A 19,092-nucleotide genomic window follows, 5' to 3' on the forward strand; every position below is an offset into this window, starting at 1 on the left:
ATGAGGACTACAAGATATATACTGACCATCGTAGCGCTCATGATGTGTCTGTGGGCGCGTGGTCAGGGATGGAACCCCGACAGCCCCGCCGAGCCCTCGTCGCGCTACAAGCTCAGCGTCAAGGCTGTGCCTGCCGAGGCGGCTACCACCTCGGGCAGCGGACACTATACGGTCAACTCCCGGGTGACGGTCTCTGCCACCGCCACCGCCGAGTGCTGGCAGTTCAGAGGCTGGACCGACAGCAAAGACCAACCCGTGAGCGACTGGTCAAGGTTTACCTACACCACGACCAATGCCCACGAGACCCTCACCGCCCACTATGAGCGCGTGGCTACCAGCCGCCTCACCATAGCCTACGACCCCTCGACGGTAAACAAGGAGAGCACCAGCGAGTATAAGGAGGGCACTATCGTGCATCTCGAAGCTGGCACCTACTCCAACTTCACCTTCGTCAACTGGACCAACAGCGCCGGCGACGAGGTGAGCCGCGAGCGCAAGATGCAGTACACCGTGACCGCCAACGACGAGACTCTCACCGCCCGTTACCGCTTCACCCCCGGCAGCCCCGGCGAGCCTTCGGAGACCAAGCCCCGCCACTGGGTACACTTCTCTGCCGAGCCGGCATCGGCTGCTTCGTTCTCGCAGAGCAAGAGTTTCCAGGTGTCGGAAGGCAGCTGGTTCAGCATCTCGGCGTATAACAACAACAACTACGTACTGAAAAACTGGACCCAGGACGGCGAGGTGGTCGGCACGACCAACGGCTATGGCGCCTGGATGGGCACCGAAGACATCAGGCTGGTGGCACACTATGTCTATCAGCCTCCGTCGCCCGCAGACCCATCGACCGACAAGAACCACCACTTCGCGCTCTACGCCACATCGACCTCCATCTACCGTGGCGAGACCACCCTGATGCCTGTCTATATGGAGAACACCTTCGGCATCAAGCAGCTCACCTTCACGCTGGTATTGCCCGACAACATCCAGGCCGACGCCTCACGGATAGAGACCACGCTGCGCACCTCGGCGTATAGCGTGACAGCCAGTCAGGACGGCCAGCGGCTCACGGTCAACATCAGCGGAGGCACACAGATAAGCGAGAGCAACGGAGCCGTGGTGCGCATCCCCGTGACCACCCTCAGTGCCATCGAAGACGGCGTCTACGACGTGAGCTTTGCCGACATCAGCGCCATCAATGCCAACGACAATGCCGTCACCTTCAGTTCTCGTCCTGGCAAGATAAGCGTCGTCACCCTCGAGGAGGGCGACCTGCAGGCACAGTTCTCCGTAGACCGCTACATGAACCGCGCCCAGTTTACCAACCTGAGTACCGACAATGCACGCAGCTTCGCGTGGGACTTCGGCGACGGCACCACCAGCACCGAGCGCAACCCCATGCACATCTATGCCGAGGCTGGCAGCTACACGGTCAAGCTCACCGCCCGAGGCGTCATCAAGACCGCCGAGGCAGAGCAGACCATCGTGATAAACCCCGCCAACACGTGGACAGCCAATGGCGACTACACACTGGACGCCACGGCGGTGGGTGCGCGCAACTTCACCTCGCTCCACGAGGCGTTCAGCCTGCTGTCACAGTGTACTCCCGACGGCGCCATCAGCATCCGCGTGGCTGGCGCCAAGGACCACACGCTCGACGCGACCGATGCCGCCACGCTGGCTCTCGTCAAGACGCTTGCCGACAAGCTGGCTGCCGCCAAGGTCAAGATGACCTTCTGCAACGAAGCCCAACGCAAGATTACCATCAACTTCAGCGCGGGTTCCAACCAGGCCCGTCTGCAACAGCTCATGGCGCTGCTGCCTCATCTGGAGGGTGTCAATGCCGACATGGCTATCAACGGTGCCGTCATCCTGGCCTCGGAGATAGACCGATACAGCAGTCAGACCATCTGTTCGGGCACTCAGACCCAGCCCGAGACATTCACCTCTATCAGCACCAGCGACAAGGTAAAGGTAAAGTGGACTGCCAGCGTGGCAGAGGGTTGCCAGGTCGAGGGCTATCAGGCCATAGGCACCGGCAATCTGCCCGCCATGACGCTCACCAACAAGGGCACCGCCAAAGACCTCGTGACCTACCACGTAGAGGTGACCCTCGACGGCACGCCCATATATACATATATATATAAGGTGTACGTGAAGCCCGTCATCACGGGTCGCAAGCTCTCTCTCGGCGTGCCCGACAACAACGCGCTGAGAAACTTTGCGCCTGTCTACTTTACCTGGACCGACATGGGTGCAGGCGTCGAGGGCTATACCATCCACCTGATTCGCACCGACATCACCGACGACGAGGTAGTCAAACGTACCACCGGCACCGCCATCTCGCTCGATGTGGCAGAGGGTGCCACGTATGAGTGGTACGTCACCGCCCACGGCGAATGTGGTGAGACCGTAGACAGCGAGAGACGCACGCTCAACATCAGGTATCTCGCCGACCTCGAAGTGGTATCAATCACGGTGCCCGAGGAGGTCAAAGCCAATACCGACTTCACCATCAAGGCCGTGATACGCAATGTGGGTCGCGGCGCCACCACCAGTTCGTGGAACGACGCAGTGCACTACAGCCCCAATGCCGACTTCTCGGGCATCAAGGATGTGGCTTATCAGACCCACTACGGCACGGTGGAGCCAGGAGGCGAATACGAAGTCACATTCACGGTGAGAAGCCCCGAGGCATCGGTGGGCACCGCCTACTACAATGTCTACGCCAATGTCCACTCGGGTGAGAGAGAGAACAACCGCAGCAACAACTGTATGGATGCCGACCCCGTGACCATCGTAGACCGTTATATCGCCGACGCCGACTATCTGGCGTTGAAGAAACTATGGCAAGCCACCAACGGCGAGGTATGGATAAAGACATGGAAGATAAACTCCAGTGCGATAACAGCGACGGGCTGGCCCGGCGTGACCTTCGACACCGAGGGCCACGTCACCTCCATCAGTCTCAGCAACAACAACCTCCAGGGCGAACTGCCCGTAGAGGGTTTCCAGATGAACCATCTCACCTCTCTCAACCTGAGTCGCAACAGTCTGAGGGGCAACGTAGCTACCTTCTGCCGGCAGTTGCCCAAGCTGGAGAGGCTCGACCTGAGCTACAACCAGATTACGGAAATCACCGACCTGCTTCCCGCCACCATCACATCGGTCGACCTGAGTTATCAGAACGAAGGCAAGAGCCTGCAGACCATACCTCTACAGGCGTGGACCGTAGGTGACCAGGGCGCGGGGGTGACTCTCAACTCGCTGTTGGCATACAGCCACGCCGGGCAGCACTTCAACGGCCGTCCCACGCTGCGCTTCTACACCGTGAAGGGCGAGAACTATGTGGGCGAGATGGTCTACCGCGACGGCGCTTACCGCTACGACTTGGGCGGAGACTACCGCCAGCCGAGCGGCACCGAGTTTGTCGTACGCCCGCAGTACTGTCCGGCGGCCGGAACCCGCATGAGGGCGACGCTGGCTTGGGCCAAGGGCGACGCCAATGCCGACGGCGGCATCGATGTACTCGATGCCCAGCATACGCTCAACTATATTATGGGTACGCAGAGTGGCTCATTCAACTTCATGGCTGCCGACACCTACGCCAGCAACTCTATCAATGTGCAGGACGTGGTGGCTACCATCAACCTGTTTATAGGCACCGAAGAGAGCAGCGAGGCTATGGCTGTGCGCATGTCACGCATCAAGGCTCGCGGAGCGGCTACCGCCAACAGGCTGGCTATGGCCGACGGCGAGCTGTGGATAGATGCCGCCGACAATGTGGGCGCCATCGACATCACGCTCAAGGGTGTCGCTGCCACCGATGTCAAACTGGCACTCGGCTCGATGCGCTACCAGATGGTGACCCGCAACACCCGCGACGGAGTGCGCATAGTCATCATCAGCCCCACGGGCGACAGCATGAGCGGACACCGCTGTCTGCTCAGGACCACCCGCCCGGCACGTGTCGCCCGCGTAGCGGCTGCCGACACTGAGGCTCAACCCATAGGAGTCGAGATAACCGACGGTACCGCCACCGGCATAGACACCATCGATGCCGACAGCCACGACCGCAAACTCTACGACATCCAGGGCCGCAAGCTCGAGCAGACCCAAGGCCACGGCATTTATATCGTGAACGGAAAGAAAATGATTTGTAAGTGAAACTGAAGACCATGAAGATGAAAGAAAAAGCAATATATATCCTGCTGTTGCTGATGGCCATGACCTTAGGCGCCAAGGCACAGAACACCATCTCTGTGGCCCACCTCACGGGCGGACAGGGCAAGGATGTGATGATACCCATAAGCATGGACAACAACGAGGACGTGGTGGCACTGCAGTTCGACCTGCAGCTGCCCTTCGCCAAGACCTCGGGCAAGCAGCCCACGCTGACCAACCGCAACACCAACGGCCACACCGTATCGGTGAGGGGCATGGGCAGCAACCGCTACAGGGTGGTAATCGTGAATATGAGCAACAAGCCCATCGCCGGAAGCGGCGGCGTGCTGCTCAACTTCCCCATGACGGTGCCCACGGGGCTCAACCCCGAGAGCGTCCACGCCATCACGCTGAGCGATGTGGTGATAACCAACCGCAACGGCGACAATATCCAGACTGGCTCTACCAATGGTAGTTATACCATCCAGCGCGCGCCGAGCCCCGACCTCGAAGTGAGCGATGTGGCCATCAGGCAGACCACGCTCACGCCGGGCGAGAGGATCATCGTCAGCTGGAAGGTGAGCAACGTGGGCAATGCCGACACGCGCAGCGGATGGACCGAGAAGGTTTACCTCGTCAACACCGAGACCGAGGAGGCTGTATACATTGGCAATGTGTACTTCAACAACACCATGCTGCAGGGCGGACACACCGCGCGCAGCGCCGAGTTTGTGCTCTCACAGACGGTGGGTGTCGACGGTGAAGTGGCTGCCAAGGTGGTGGTCGAGCCCAACAGCAACACGGGAGAGTATGCCACCGACAGGCTCAACAACACCGCCATCGGAGGCAAGGCAACGGTCGGGAAGCTGCTCTTCCTGACCGCCCCAGCCACCCGGTTGAAGGAAGGCCAGAGCATGCGTCTCCAGCTGAAGCGCAGTGGTAACCGCGCTACCGACGAGACCTACAGCGTGGCCACCTCGCTGCCCGACCACGTGAGCGTGACTACCCAGGTGACGATAAGAGCCGGACAGTCTACGGCCACCTTCGACGTGACGGTACCCGACAATGACTACGTCAATTCCTACAAGGCTGCCAGCGTGACGGTGACCAAGGCCCACGGCTATCCCGCCGACGTGGCTGTCAGCTTCGACATCGAGGACAACGAGTTGCTTCCCCTCAGCCTGCAGCTCGACAAGAGCGAGTACAACGAGGGCGAGTCCATCAAGCTCAGAGTGAGCGTGCCCTATCGTATCGAGGGCGAGGAACTGACCGTGAGTCTGAGCATAGAGAAGCCACGCCGCTTCCGACTGCCACAGACCTTCACCTTCCCCGCCGGTGCCACCGAGGCGGTGATAGACATTCCCATCGTCCAGGACAATCTGCCTGCCAACGACGAGACCATCAAGATTATCGCCTCTGCCGACCACCATCTCACGGCCAGCACGCTCTTCATCCTCCACGACGACGACGTGCCAGCCATCAGCATGACGCTGCAGCCCACCACGGTAAGCGAGGCGGCGGGATACAATGCCGTCTACGCCACCATAACCCGCAACAGCGCGGTGAACAGCAAGATTACGCTGAAACTGAGCGACGACAGCAACAACGAACTCTACTACACCCAGACCATCACCATGAACGAGGGCGTGGAAGAGGTGACCTTCCCCATCGGCGTCAAGGACAACCAGAAGGTCGACGGCACACGCACGGTCAAGTTTACCGCTGCCGTCTACATCACCGACTGTGGCTGCTCGGCCATAGGCAACAAGCAGACCACCGTGACAGAGACCATCACCATCACCGACAATGACGGTCCCACGCTGAACATCACCTCAGACAAGACCACCATTCTCGAGGGCGACGCCACCGGCGCACAGCTCACCATAAGCCGCAACGACGACACCTCCCAGCCGCTCACCGTGGCGCTCTCTGCCAAGGGCAACGACCTCGACTTTGCCCAGACCGTCACCATACCCGCCGGCAAGGAGAGCGTCACCACCCCGTTTGTGGCGCTGAGCAACTCGACCACCGAGGGCAACCGCACCATCTCGGTCATGGCGAGCAGCGAGGGCTATAGCCCCGGCACCGTGTGGCTGCTCATCTCCGACCAGACGCTGCCCGACGCCGAGATGCAGAAGCCCGAAGTGGCAGCCGGTGTCGAGGCTGGCTCACAGGTCAAGGTGATGCTCCACATCAAGAACGTGGGCGCCATAGCCATGCCTCAGTCCACACCCATCACCGTGACTCTGGCCGACGCCACCACGACCCTGCAGACCGACAAGCCCATCACCCCGGGACAGACCTATGACACGTGGGCAGAGGTCAAGGCACCCGCTGTGCCCGGAACCTACCGCGTGACAGCCCACATCAACCCCGACGGCAAAGTGACCGAGCTCCAGACGATGAACAACAGCAGCACGATAGACGTCAAGGTGGTGGCTGCCTATACCTTCACCATCGCCGCAGCCAAGGACAAGTATCTCTTCGGCGACAAGGTGGTGCTCACCGGTAGTGTCAAGCGCACCGACGGCACAGCCGCTGCCGGCATAGAGGTAGAGCCCTACATCGTCTACGCACGTTCGCGCACCCGACTGGCAGCCGTGAGCGACGCCGCCGGCAACTTCTCCATCGACTATACCATACCCGCGGGCATGGGCGGAGAGTTCGGCTTCGGCGTATGCACCCCCGGCGAGAACCTCGCCACCGAGAAGGGCAACTTCAAGGTCTATGGCTTCAGCCGTACCACCACCGACTATATCACCAACAAGCTCTTCGTGGGCGAGCCCTTTGTGGGCAAAATCCAGCTGAAGAACATGTCCGACCTCGACCTGCACAATGTCCGCGTGGCCTGTGCCGATGCCGGAGCCTACACCGTCAGCTTCAGCACGGTGGCTGTATTGCCGGGCAACGGCACCGCCGAGATTACCTATACCCTGCTCTCCACGGCGCTGTCCAAGACCAAGGACTGGGACAAGCTGGTCTTCGCCATCACCACCGATGAGGGCGCACGCCTCGATGTGACCACCTACAACTACACCAATGAGCACACGCCCACGCTGGTGGTCGAGACCAACAGCATCAACACCACGGTGACCAAGAACAAGACCCGACTCTACCCGCTCGTCATCACCAATACCGGACTGGCGCCTACGGGCAAGATTACCGTAGACCTGCCCAAGGCTCTGTCTAAGTTCATCAGCCTCGCCACACCCGCCACCATGCCGTCGATGGCCACCGGCGACAGCGCCACGGTGATGCTGAGGTTCAATGCCGCCGACTTCGATGTCAACATCATCCAGAAGGGCAGCATAGCCATCAACTGCGAGAAGGGAGACGGCAAGCAGGTCTTCTTCAATGTCAAGGTGGTAAGCGAAGACAAGGGCAGCCTCAAGGTGCGTGTACAGGACGAAAACACCATCTACGGCAACAAGAACGGAGAGCGGCCCTATGTGAGCGGAGCCACCGTCAGACTCACCGACTACAACACTGGCGCGCTGGTGATGAGCGATGTGACTGGCGACGACGGCTACGTGCTCTTCGAGCATCTCAACGAGGGATATTATCATCTCAATGTGACCGCCGAGAAGCACGACTCCTACAGCCAGAACGTGCTGGTAAGCCCCGGCGATGTGACCACCCATCTCGCCACCATCAGCTATCAGGCCATCACCGTCAACTGGGATGTCGAGGAGACCGAGGTGGAAGACGAGTACGAGGTGGTGACCAAGGTGACCTTTGAGACCTACGTGCCGGTGCCCGTGGTAGACATCACCGCGCCCGACATGCTCATCCTGAAGGACATCCAGCCCGGCACCACCACGCTCATGAACGTGGTGCTGCGCAACCGCGGACTCATAGCCGCCCAGGATGTAAACTACTATCCCCCCACCGCCCACGGGTTTACCTTCATGCCGATGGTCGAGCACACCGGACTGACCCTGGCGCCCGAACAGAGCTACGTGATACCCGTCCTGGTGATGCACACCGAAGACTTCGACAACCCGCAGTTTGCGCCCCACGTGAAGCGACTGATGCCACGACGCGCCTCGTCGTCGGAGAAGAACTGCAAGGGCAAGATGGGCACCGACTACAAGTGGCCCTGCGGCGCCGGAAGCAAGTACTCGTATCTGGAGAAGCCCATCCAGTGGGCTTACGGCAACGACAGCGACTGTAAGAACACCACCAACGAAGGCGTAGAATGGACTCCACCCACGCAGATGGGACGCCCAGGCGGACCGGGCGGCCCCGGCCACAATGCCACCGTCACCATCAATCCCGGTGGCGAGGCTGTGGCAAAAGCCGTCATCACGCTCATGTGCGAGGTCTGCAACTGCGTATGCGTAGACCCCGTGGCATGGCTGCCCTGTGCCACCAGCGGCATCATGGTAGCCCAAGGTTCATGGGACGGCGTCCAGGGTGCCAAGGGTTGTGGCAATGAGCTCGTGCAGTGGGGTGTAAGCATGGCGCTCGGCCCTGCCGGCAAGCTGTCGTGTCTGATCAAGCCCTTCGACCCCGACAAGGCGCCGATGGCAAAGGCTTCTGCCGACGACGACTCCAAGCCCACCGTGCTGCCCGCCCTGCTCGAGTCGTCGGGCAGAAAGCAGGTGATGTACTGGCGTTACTATGAGTCGTTCTTCAACTACAATGCCGAGCTCACTGGTGCCCGCGAGGCGCTCGCCACCGAGGGCTTCTACGACGAACTCGTGAGCGCACTCGCCGACATCGACTTCGCCCTGAAGAAGATGCAGGCCGACGGCGACCTCTGGGACTTTGACCTCAACACTATCCCCGCCACCACCACCGTCGACGACAAGTCGCAGGGACTGGGCGCCTACCTCACCTCGCTCATGCCCAACAAGCGCGCCAACGTGGCCGACTTCTCGCTGCGCAGTTATGTGGAGCGCATCCGCAACAAGTGGCGCAAGCTCGAAGGCATGGACTACGACAGCGACAACCATCCCGACGAAGACAAGCTCGCCCGCATAGTACGAGAGAGAGACGACATCGTGGCACAGATGGTCGACATGGGCTTTGCCACCCTCGACGACCTGATGAACAGCGCCCGCAAGGACTGGCTGCTCTACCAGGAGACTGCCTCGCAGAACACCTGCGCCGAGGTGAAACTCGAAATCAAGCAGAAGCTGGTGCTCACCCGACAGGCATTCCGGGGCACGCTGACCATCGACAACGGCTCCAACTCTGACATGAGCCACATCATGGTCAATGTCAACGCCACCAACATGGAGACCGGAGCCATAGCCACCCGACACGAGATGGAGATACAGGTAGAGAAGATAGAAGGCTTCGGAGGCGAAAAGGACGGCGAGTGGACCCTCCCCGCAGGCAAGAAGGGTGTAGCCACATTCCTCTTCATACCCACCAAGTATGCCGCACCCGAGAATGTGACTACCTACAGCTTTGGCGGAACGCTCGCATTCAACGACGGCGCCACCGACCAGACCCGCTCGCTCTTCCCCGTGAGCCTGCAGGTGAAGCCATCGCCCGACCTCGACCTCACGTATTTCATGCAGCGCGACATCTATGGCGACAACCCGCTTACCGAGGATGTCATAGAGCCCGTGGTGCCAGCCGAGTTCTCCGTGCTCATACACAACAAGGGCAACGGCGACGCCAACAACGTGCGCATGATTACCCAGCAGCCACAAATCGTGGACAACCAGAAGGGACTCATGATAGACTTTGCCATACTCAGCTCGAGCCTCAACGGAGGCGAGAAGACCATGGCGCTCTCCAGCGATGTCGCCACACAGTTTGGCACCATCAAGGCGGGCGAGGCGTCGTATGCCACATGGGAACTCACCTCGTCGCTGCTCGGCCACTTCACCCAGTACGATGTGAGCGTGACCCACGTCACAGACTATGGCAACCCCGACCTCTCGCTCCTTGACCGCGTATCCATACACGAGCTGATACACAGCATCAATGCCAGAATAGGCGAGAAGACCTACCGCGCATGGATAACCAACGACTATCCCGACGCGTTCGACGACCCAGACCATATCTACTTCGCCAACGGCACCGACGAAGACCTCGTGGCGCTGCGCGATGCCACCAGGATAGAGGCGCTCGGCGACAGCAAGTACCGCATCACCGTCGATGTGGCGCAGAGGCAGTGGTTCTACACCTCGGTGGCCAACCCGGCGGGCAAGTATGCCAAGATACTGAGCATCAAGAACGAGACCACGGGCGAGACCCTCGATTCCGACAACTTCTGGACCACCGACTACACGCTGCAGGACGGCATAGACCCGCTGCTCGACTACCGTCTGCACATAGCCGACCTGAGCAGCGGACCCGGTGCAGTGAAGTACATAGTGGAGTTTGAGCCGATGCCCGAGCTGCGACTCGATGTGGTAAGCATCGAGACCGTGCCCGAAGACGACCAGATAGCCGAAAAACCCATCACCGAGCTTACGGTCAAGTTCAACAAGGACATAGACACCCAGACCTTCACCCGCGACGACATCGTGCTGCGACTCGAGGGCAAGCCCCAGACCACAGCGCTGCCCATCACCCCAGCCACCGCCGACAACAAGCGCGAGTTCAAGATCAACACCGCAGCCCTCACCGACAACGGCTTCTACGCGCTGCAGGTCAAGAGCGAGAACATACGCGATGCCGAAGGCTTCATGGGGGCCGAGGGCAAGCAGGTGAGATGGATGCTCTTCAAGGACGGTCTGGTGCACTTCAATGTCAAGGTGCTGCCGCTGCCCGAGTGTGGCAACGTAGACTGCGTCATCGAGGGCGAGGAGGGCCGCAAGGTCACCACGCGTAAGGCACCGCTCAAGGCGGGCACCGCAGCCATAGCCAGCACGGCGCCCTATGGACGCACGATGACCTTCACCGCCACGCCCAACACGGGATATAAGTTTGTACACTGGAAGAGTAATGCCGACGACCAGATAGTATCGACCGACGAGGTGTTCACCACCGAGGCGCGCAGCACCAAGGACTTCGCAGCGGTATTCCAGGCCGAGTCGTACAAGGTCGATGTAAACTGCAACAGCGCAGAGGGCGACATCGACGCCTCGACCGGCTACTACGACTACAACACCAAGCTGGTGCTCGACGCCAGGGCAAAGGACAACTTCCGGTTGGTGGGCTATCGCATCAACGGTACCCTTAAGGAGATGACGCCCTACACCCTCACCGTCGAGGGGCCCACCGAGGTCGAGGTGGTCTATCGCGACATGACGCCCGTCAACGTGCTGCTCAACGAGGGTGCCGACTACACCCCCGAAGATGTCGAGGCAGCTAAGGTGAGCCTCTACCGCTCATTCCATAAGGGCACATGGAACACCATCTGTCTGCCCTGCGCGGTAGACAACCCAGAGGCAGTGTTCGGACAGGGCACCCTGGTGGCACAGATGACTGGCGTGAGTGGCACCACACTCATGTTTGCCCCCGTCAACACGATGGAGGCCAACACGCCCTACCTCATCAAGCCCACCAAGATCAACAGCCCGGCGTATGCCCATGACGAGAACCCCACCATGCTCTACGACCTGGGCGTCACCACTACTCAGACACCCGAGCGGGGCGTGCCTGCCGACAGCAAGGACGGCTACAGCTTCATAGGCGCCTATAGCGTCTATCCCATAGCCACCGATGACGGCAACTACTACATCAGCAGCGACAAGTTCTACTATGTCGACGCCGCCGCGAGTGTCTATACCACCCGCTTCCGTGGCTATTTCCATGCCGACAACGGCTCGGCGTCGCCCATATCACTGGGTATAGGCAGCGCCACCGGCATCACCCCACCCGTGAGCATCACCGACAGCCGCAACGCCGTCTACGACCTCAACGGCGTGATGGTGAGACAGCCCGGCGAGTCGCTCAGCGGACTCAAGCCCGGTGTCTACATCACCCGCGACAAGAAGATAATAATCAAGTAGCCGCCCGCCGCTGCGCCCGCGACGACAAAAGAGCGCAAGGCAGCGACTATAGGACGCAAGGCAGCGGCAAGAGAGCATAATACAACAACGAGAGAGAGCGTAATGCCCATGACGGGCTTTACGCTCTCTCTTGTGGTATATCCCGCAACCATCTCCACCAATCTGCTGATGACCTCCAGCAGAATTATGATGACCTCCAGCAACCTGCTGATGACCTCCACCAATCTGCTGATGACCTCCAGCGGCTCGTGCCTATTGATACGAGCCCTCGTGACTTACGTTACGAGCCAGCCAAGGCATCAGCCACACGACTGGAGGGCATCGCCACGGGCGCAGAGGGTATCGCCTTTAGCGCAATGGGTATCGCCCTGCGCGCAGCGGCCCTTGCGCTCGCAGTAGCGCTCACACTGGGTGCAGATATCATAACCCAGCATGGCGCCGAGCATGAAGTCCTCTTCTGGGGTGAGCAGATTGAGCGAGCGCGTCACCATCATGCGTATGGCGTTGAGACACTCCTCGCGCCCGAAGTAAAGATTGAGGCGGTCGTTGCCCACGGGCTGGATGATGTAGTGGATGTGCTGGCTCTCCAGACGGCGCCGGGCAAATTCCTCATACTTCTTGTTGAACGTGAAGAGCACCATACGGCGCACTCCCTTCTTGTATTCGTAGATATGGTTCATCAGTACCTTCATATCTACGGGTAATAGCGTGGTTTGCTGCATGATTGTGACTTTTAATGTGGAGGATGGCGAAGCGGGGATGGTCTGGTCAGAGACTGGGGGTGATGGCGGCTGCCCAGGCGTCGATGCGCGCGTCGGTCTTGTCGGACTCGTTGACCTCGTCGAGGGCAAGGCCCACAAAGTGGCCGTCGACCACGGCGTCGGAGGCATCAAAGGTGTAGCCGTCGACAGGCACCGCTCCCACCACGTGGGCTCCGGCACCGACGACAGCCTGGTAGAGTTCGCCCATACCACCCACAAAGGTGTCGGGATAAGACTCGGAGTCGCCGCAGCCGAAGAGGGCCACGGTCTTGCCCGAGAGGTCGGCACCGCGGAGGGTGCGCACGCCGTCGTACCAGTCGTCCTGCATCTCGCCGGCACCCCACGTAGATGTACCCAGGATGAGGTTGTCGTTGGAGGCTATGACGCTGTCGTCGAGGTCGCCGACGCCGATGACATCGTCTACCCCCAGTCGGGCGCCTATTCTGCCGGCGAGTTCCTCGCAGGTGCCGGTGCTTGAGCCGTAGATAATCACTGTTTTCTTCATAATCTTCTTGGTTTTTGAATTGATAATAATGAGTCTGTAGTCGATGATTGTATCACCGCTACAAAGTTAGCGAGGTTCAGAGGACTGCACAATACCCAAAAATAATGATTTTGGCGGCAGAGAGATGACTATATAATAAGGTAAGAGTATGGGGGCGCTTCTGCAGACCGATGGCGCAGAAGCGGAGACGGTGGCTGGTCAGGCCTTGACAAAGCCCAAGGTGAGGATGGAGAAGGTAACATCGCCCGCCTTCTCTATCTCCTGGGCACAGGCGCAAAGGGTGGCGCCGGTGGTGGCCACGTCGTCGACGAGGAGTATGTGGCGGTGGCTGAGGCGCTCGGGGTGAATAGTGCGGAAGACATGGGCTACGTTGTCGTTGCGGTCCCAGCGCTGCTTGTGGGTCTGGCTCGACTCAAAGTGCATGCGCCCCACGGCACCGGCATCGACGGCGATGCCCGTGACATGGCTTATGCCGCGGGCAATCTCGACGCTCTGGTTGTAGCCACGCTCGCGGATGCGGTCGCGGCTCAGGGGAACGGGCACGATGACATCGATGCCGTCGAAGAAGGACGCTGCACCATACTCGGTGGCAAGCATGGCGCCAAGGGCTTCGGCGGTGTCGGGCGAGTCGTTGTACTTGAGGTCGTAGACCAACTGGCTGGCTCCGCTGCCGCCCTTGTAGAAGAACAGGGCGCCACAGCGCTCGATGGGGATGCGGCCCCAGAACATGTGGGCCATATCATTGTCGGAGGGAGAGGCGTCGTAGCCCGTGCGGGGCAGGCAGGCGTTGCAGACCGAGCAGAGCGCGTGCTCGCCGGAAGAGAGTCGCTCGCCACACATGGCGCAGTGGCGCGTGCAGAGCAGGTCGTGGAGTCGGGCGGAGAGGTCAATCATCGGGCAGAGAGGTGATGCCGTCGATGCAACGACGGATGATGTCATAGTCGAAGCCACGGCCAAGAGCAAAACGGATGAGTTTCTGACTGCGTTCGTAGTCATTGCGACCGGTAATGGTGCGCCACTTCTGGGTGAGCATAGGCCGCAGGATGTCGACATAGGTCTCAGCGGGCACCTCGTCGAGGATGGGGCGATAGATGCTGGCAGATACCTGCTTGGCATACAGTGCCTGTTCTATCTTGCGTCGTCCCCAGCCGTTGTACCTTATCTTGTCTTCGACAAAACAGCGGCAGTAGCGGCTGTCGTCTACATAGCGGTTGTCGACGAGATAGTCGATGATGCGGCTGCAGGCATCGTCGGCGAGTCCCCACTGCTCCATCTTCTTCATCATGTCGCCCTGGCAGTATTCGGCTTGGGAACACAGGGCGGCGAGGCGGTTGAGCGCCTGTTCTTCGGACAATGGTTTCATAGTCGGGCGATGATAAAACGTGGACGGTCGTACTGGTCGCGCTCTACGGAGGCGGCAAAGCCCAGTGCGTGGAGCATGGCGCTGGTCTCGGAGGCATAGAGGGCGTTGATCTCGAAAAGCAGGGTGCCGCCGGGCTTGAGCGCGCGGGTGGCATAGCGGGCTATGGCGCGATAGAAGAGCAGTGGGTCGCTGTCGGGCACAAAGAGCGCCGTGGCAGGTTCGTGGTCGAGCACATGGGGGCTCATCTCGGCTCGCTCGCTCATGCAGATATAGGGCGGATTGCTCACGATGACATCCCAAAGGGCGGTGTCGGCGGGCGGCGTCAGGGCATCCTGTCGCTCAAAGCACACCTGGGCACCCAGGCGGGTGGCATTGGCGCGGGCTATGCGAAGCGCGTCGTCGGAGATGTCCCACGCCGTGACCGTGGCAGCGGGATAGTCGAGCGCGGCGGTGATGGCGATGCAGCCCGAGCCGGTACCGATGTCGAGCAGGGTGAAGGGGCGGGCGGCGGCGCTGCCTATCATGGGGATGAGCAGAGCTGTCTCGGGGCGGGGAATAAGCACTCCCGGCGCCACGGCAAAGCGGCGTCCGCTGAAATCGGCATGGCCCAGCACATACTGGACGGGCTCGTAGTTGGCTATCCTTGCCACAATTTCCTCCAGATTTGCTCGCTCGTCTGCGGATAATTGGTTAACTTTGCCCAAATATATATCGGTGGGCGAAAGGCCGAACTCGTCTTCGACCACCATGCGCACGATGGCGCGAGCCTCGCCTTCGCCATACAGAGGCGAAAGCCTTCGGCACAACTCATTGTATGTCATACGCACAAAGTTATAAAAAAATATGGATATGAAACGGAAAGAGGGTTATAAAAAATCAGCAGGCGCCAGAATAGCCGCTATCGCGGGCCGAATGTGGGTCGCGGCAGCCGCATTGTGGCTCGCCGGCAGCGCCCGGGCACAGCAGACGGCCATCATCCCGCAACCCGTAGAGATGGAGACCGTGGGCACCACGTGGACTCTGCCCGCCACGCTCACCGTAGGCACCACCGACAAGGCTCTCGGCCACGCCGCGACATATCTGGCTGATGCCCTGACGCAGCAGACGGGTCGCAAGGTAAGGACTGGCAGCAAGAAGGGCGACATAAGGCTGGGGCTCGACCGCAGTCTCGGCAGCGGAGCCTACTGGCTGAGCGTCGGCGCCAAGGGAGCCACCATCGAGGGCGGCGACTATGCCGGAGTGGTCAACGGCATAGCCACTCTGCGCCAACTGATGCCTGCTGCACCGGACACAGGAGCGACGGTGGCTGGCGTGAAGGTAAGCGACGCGCCGCAGTTTGGCTGGAGAGGCTTCATGATAGACTGCTCGCGCCACTTCTACACGGTGGGCGAGATAGAGCGGGTGGTCGACATGATGGCATACTACAAGATGAACCGCTTCCACTGGCATCTCACCGACGACCAGGGCTGGCGTATCGAAATCAAGCGTTATCCCGCGCTCACGCTCAAGGGTGGCTGGCGCCGGCTCAATGGTCAGGACTCGCTCTGCCTCAAGCGCGCGGAGCAGGAGGATATGCCCAATCTGCTGCTGCCCGAAGAGAAGATGCGCACCGCTGATGACGGCTCGCGCGAGTATGGCGGCTACTACACCCAGGACGACGTGAGACGCGTCGTGGCTTATGCCGCCGAGCGTGGCATCGACGTGATACCCGAGTTGGACATGCCCGGCCACAGTCTGGCTGCCATCCAGTGTGTGGGCGGCCTCTCCTGCTCGGAAGATACGCGGTGGGGACGACTCTTCTCGACGCCCATGTGTCCCGGCAAGGACACCATGCTGGAGTTCTGCAAGAACGTATGGACCGAGGTCTTTGGTCTCTTCCCCTATGAATACGTACACATCGGTGGCGACGAGGTGGATATGAAGAACTGGCGTGCCTGCGCCGACTGCCAGCGTCGCATGAAGGACAACGGACTCAGTTCGGAGCCTCAACTGCAGACCTGGTTCAACCACTATATGGAAGACTTCTTCCGCGCACATGGTCGCAAGATGATTGCCTGGGACGACGTCATCGACGGAGGTCTCTCGCCCTACACCACCGTGATGTGGTGGCGCTCGTGGCTGCCCAAGGGGCCCAAGCGGGCTACCAGCCACGGCAACGACCTTATCGACGTGCCCGTCTCCTACTTCTATCTCAGTGGCCGCGATGACCCCAGCAAGATGGAAGGTATCTACCGCTTTGACCCCTACGCCACCCTCAACGCCGAAGAGAGTCAGCACGTGCGTGGCATCCACTCCTGTCTGTGGGGAGAGCGCATAGCGAGCGCCGAACGCATGTGGTACCAGCTCTTTCCACGGTTTATGGCGGTGGCAGAGCGCGCCTGGAGCCGTCCTGAACGTATGGACTACGAAGACTTCAGCCGTCGTATGCTCAAGCATCTGCCCCGTCTGGAGGCGATGGGCATACAGTACAGGTTGCCCGATGTGACCGGACTCATCCGCACCGCCGTCTTCACCGACAGCGACACAGTGAGCGTGGCGTGCATAGACCCCTCGGTGAGCATACACTATACCACCGACGGCACCATGCCACAGGTATCGTCGGCCAAGTATACCGGTCCGATTGCGGTGAGCCAGACCACGCACTTCATCTTCAGGCCCTTTGGCGCAGACGGACGCAAGGGCGACGCCGTGAGCACCTCGCTGGTCAAGACGACTATGGCAGAGGCGGTAGGCGTGGACGGCGAACTGCTGCCTGGGCTGCGCAACGTGTGGTATGACTATGGCGGCGACAACTGTGCCGGCATCGAGAAGGCTCAGATTAAGGGCGAATATGTCACCGATGGCGTGGTCATTCCTCGCGAGGCCCGCGAGAATATCGGACTGGTCATCACGGGTTATATCGAGGTGCCCCACGACGGCATCTACTCCTTCGCGCTCTACTCGGATGACGGCAGCCAACTCATCATCGACGACAAGATGGTGGTAGACAGCGACGGCATGCACGACATTATGGAAGTGACTGGCCAACACGCCATGAAGGCTGGTCTGCACCCCCTACGCGCCACTTACTTTGACCACAACGGCGGCGACTTGAGACTCACCGTCAAGGACAAGCATGGCAAGAAGGTGGAAGTGAAATACTGGCATAAATAAGACAATGATGACAACACTGGATATAGACGAAAGATACATGAAACGCTGTCTGCAACTGGCAGCGTGTGGACAACAGAACGCCAAGCCTAACCCCATGGTGGGCGCGGTGCTCGTGGCCGACGACCGCATCATCGGCGAAGGTTACCACGTGCGTTGCGGCGAGGGCCATGCCGAAGTCAACTGCTTTGCATCGGTCAAGCCCGAAGACGAAGGGCTCCTCGGCCGCGCCACACTCTATGTCAGCCTGGAGCCATGCTCCCACTACGGGCGTACTCCTCCCTGCGCCGACCTCATCGTGGCCAAGGGCGTCAAGCGCGTTGTGGTGGGCTGCATCGACCCTTTCGCCCGTGTGAGCGGACGTGGCATCCAGCGTCTCCGCGACGCCGGTATCGAGGTCAGAGTGGGTGTGCTCGAGCGCGAATGTCGTTGGCTCAACCGTCGCTTTATCACTATGCACACCCATCATCGTCCCTACATCATCCTGAAGTGGGCGCAGACTGCCGATGGCTTCCTCGACGACCACTACCAGCCCACGATGATATCCAACGCCATGACCCAGATGGTCTCGCACCGTCTGCGGGCAGAGAGCGATGCCATCCTCGTGGGCAGGGTGACTGCCGAGCGCGACAAGCCACAGCTCAATGTGCGCCACTGGGTTGGTCCGGCGCCCGAGCGGATTGTCTTGAGTCACAGCACGACTATCGACGCTATTCTGGAGCGTCTCTACACCGAGCAGCGGCAGAGCCTCATCGTGGAAGGGGGTGCCTCTACGCTCAAGTCATTCATAGACCGCGACCTCTGGGATGAACTGCGAGTAGAGACGGGTACTGCGGTGGTAGGCGAAGGCACCAAGGCACCACAGGTGCCAGCCACGGCACGGCTCGACATCAACCGCATGTATGGCAACAATGACTATCGCATTTACCATAACCATTCACTCCTGAAAATTAATGACCGATAGACAGGCAACAATGACTATCGCGTTTACCATAACCATTCACTCCTGAAACTCCATGACCAATAGATATACACGACGGCTGGACGGCGACGACGAGATGCGGCGCCGAGAACTCATAGACAAGATAGAGCGCGCGCTGAGCCAGCGGAGCGTAGCCGAACTTGAAGCTATCTCCTACGACCTTTTCACCAAGGGGTATCTGGAGGATTAGGCGACTCACGCCATGATACACACTACGCCCTGAAGGGATGAGAGCAGAGCCAAACGGCTGC

The 19,092-nt window shown here is 60.1% G+C and carries 10 protein-coding genes; 5 read left to right on the forward strand and 5 right to left on the reverse strand.

The annotated features are described in order from the left end of the window. Together CIK92_RS00690 and CIK92_RS00695 are read left to right on the forward strand one after the other, a co-directional pair. Positions 1-4,164, forward strand: a complete 4,164-nt coding sequence (locus CIK92_RS00690; protein WP_094387815.1) for a PKD domain-containing protein — start codon at positions 1-3, stop codon at positions 4,162-4,164. 17 nt (positions 4,165-4,181) lie between these two features. Continuing rightward, positions 4,182-12,080, forward strand: a complete 7,899-nt coding sequence (locus CIK92_RS00695) for a CARDB domain-containing protein (RefSeq protein WP_158214693.1) — start codon at positions 4,182-4,184, stop codon at positions 12,078-12,080. A 299-nt stretch (positions 12,081-12,379) separates the two neighbouring features. On the opposite strand, the gene CIK92_RS00700 is transcribed toward CIK92_RS00695, so the two are convergent. The 5 genes from CIK92_RS00700 to prmC form a co-directional block, all read right to left on the reverse strand. After that, positions 12,380-12,802 (reverse strand): DUF2023 family protein, encoded by a 423-nt coding sequence (locus tag CIK92_RS00700; protein ID WP_094385280.1) that lies wholly within the window; start codon positions 12,800-12,802, stop codon positions 12,380-12,382. Positions 12,803-12,848: 46 nt separating this feature from the next. After that, positions 12,849-13,346 (reverse strand): flavodoxin FldA, encoded by a 498-nt coding sequence (gene fldA, locus CIK92_RS00705; RefSeq protein WP_094385278.1) that lies wholly within the window; start codon positions 13,344-13,346, stop codon positions 12,849-12,851. 198 nt (positions 13,347-13,544) lie between these two features. Beyond that, positions 13,545-14,285, reverse strand: a complete 741-nt coding sequence (locus tag CIK92_RS00710) for a ComF family protein (RefSeq protein WP_254045968.1) — start codon at positions 14,283-14,285, stop codon at positions 13,545-13,547. After that, on the reverse strand, positions 14,233-14,709 hold the full coding sequence (locus CIK92_RS00715) for a regulatory protein RecX (protein WP_094385274.1): 477 nt from the start codon (positions 14,707-14,709) through the stop codon (positions 14,233-14,235). The genes CIK92_RS00710 and CIK92_RS00715 overlap by 53 nt, the downstream gene beginning before the upstream one ends. Next, positions 14,706-15,530, reverse strand: a complete 825-nt coding sequence (gene prmC, locus CIK92_RS00720) for a peptide chain release factor N(5)-glutamine methyltransferase (protein WP_094387818.1) — start codon at positions 15,528-15,530, stop codon at positions 14,706-14,708. The genes CIK92_RS00715 and prmC overlap by 4 nt, the downstream gene beginning before the upstream one ends. 28 nt (positions 15,531-15,558) lie before the next feature. On the opposite strand from prmC, the gene CIK92_RS00725 reads away from it, so the two are divergent. Genes CIK92_RS00725 through CIK92_RS13880 form a run of 3 tightly spaced genes read left to right on the forward strand, consistent with a single transcriptional unit; the run spans position 15,559 to position 19,031 of the window. Continuing rightward, a complete protein-coding gene (locus CIK92_RS00725) occupies positions 15,559-17,862 on the forward strand; it encodes a family 20 glycosylhydrolase (protein WP_158214694.1) in 2,304 nt (767 codons plus the stop codon). Positions 17,863-17,869: 7 nt separating this feature from the next. Continuing rightward, a complete protein-coding gene (gene ribD, locus CIK92_RS00730) occupies positions 17,870-18,823 on the forward strand; it encodes a bifunctional diaminohydroxyphosphoribosylaminopyrimidine deaminase/5-amino-6-(5-phosphoribosylamino)uracil reductase RibD (RefSeq protein ID WP_094387848.1) in 954 nt (317 codons plus the stop codon). Between the two features lie 52 nt (positions 18,824-18,875). After that, positions 18,876-19,031: a hypothetical protein gene (locus CIK92_RS13880; RefSeq protein ID WP_022310541.1), complete on the forward strand. Its 156-nt coding sequence runs from the start codon at positions 18,876-18,878 to the stop codon at positions 19,029-19,031. The last annotated feature ends 61 nt before the right edge of the window (positions 19,032-19,092 follow it).

This window comes from Prevotella sp. P4-67 (assembly GCF_002251325.1).
In the GTDB taxonomy this organism is placed as follows: Bacteria; Bacteroidota; Bacteroidia; order Bacteroidales; family Bacteroidaceae; genus Prevotella.

Bases quoted from the DNA above. Each gene is read 5' to 3' on its own strand.
- CIK92_RS00690 (WP_094387815.1), top strand. From the start codon at position 1: ATGAGGACTACAAGATATATACTGACCATCGTAGCGCTCATGATGTGT.
- CIK92_RS00695 (WP_158214693.1), top strand. From the start codon at position 4,182: ATGAAAGAAAAAGCAATATATATCCTGCTGTTGCTGATGGCCATGACC.
- CIK92_RS00700 (WP_094385280.1), bottom strand. From the start codon at position 12,802: ATGCAGCAAACCACGCTATTACCCGTAGATATGAAGGTACTGATGAAC.
- fldA (WP_094385278.1), bottom strand. From the start codon at position 13,346: ATGAAGAAAACAGTGATTATCTACGGCTCAAGCACCGGCACCTGCGAG.
- CIK92_RS00710 (WP_254045968.1), bottom strand. From the start codon at position 14,285: ATGACATCATCCGTCGTTGCATCGACGGCATCACCTCTCTGCCCGATG.
- CIK92_RS00715 (WP_094385274.1), bottom strand. From the start codon at position 14,709: ATGAAACCATTGTCCGAAGAACAGGCGCTCAACCGCCTCGCCGCCCTG.
- prmC (WP_094387818.1), bottom strand. From the start codon at position 15,530: ATGACATACAATGAGTTGTGCCGAAGGCTTTCGCCTCTGTATGGCGAA.
- CIK92_RS00725 (WP_158214694.1), top strand. From the start codon at position 15,559: ATGAAACGGAAAGAGGGTTATAAAAAATCAGCAGGCGCCAGAATAGCC.
- ribD (WP_094387848.1), top strand. From the start codon at position 17,870: ATGACAACACTGGATATAGACGAAAGATACATGAAACGCTGTCTGCAA.
- CIK92_RS13880 (WP_022310541.1), top strand. From the start codon at position 18,876: ATGACCAATAGATATACACGACGGCTGGACGGCGACGACGAGATGCGG.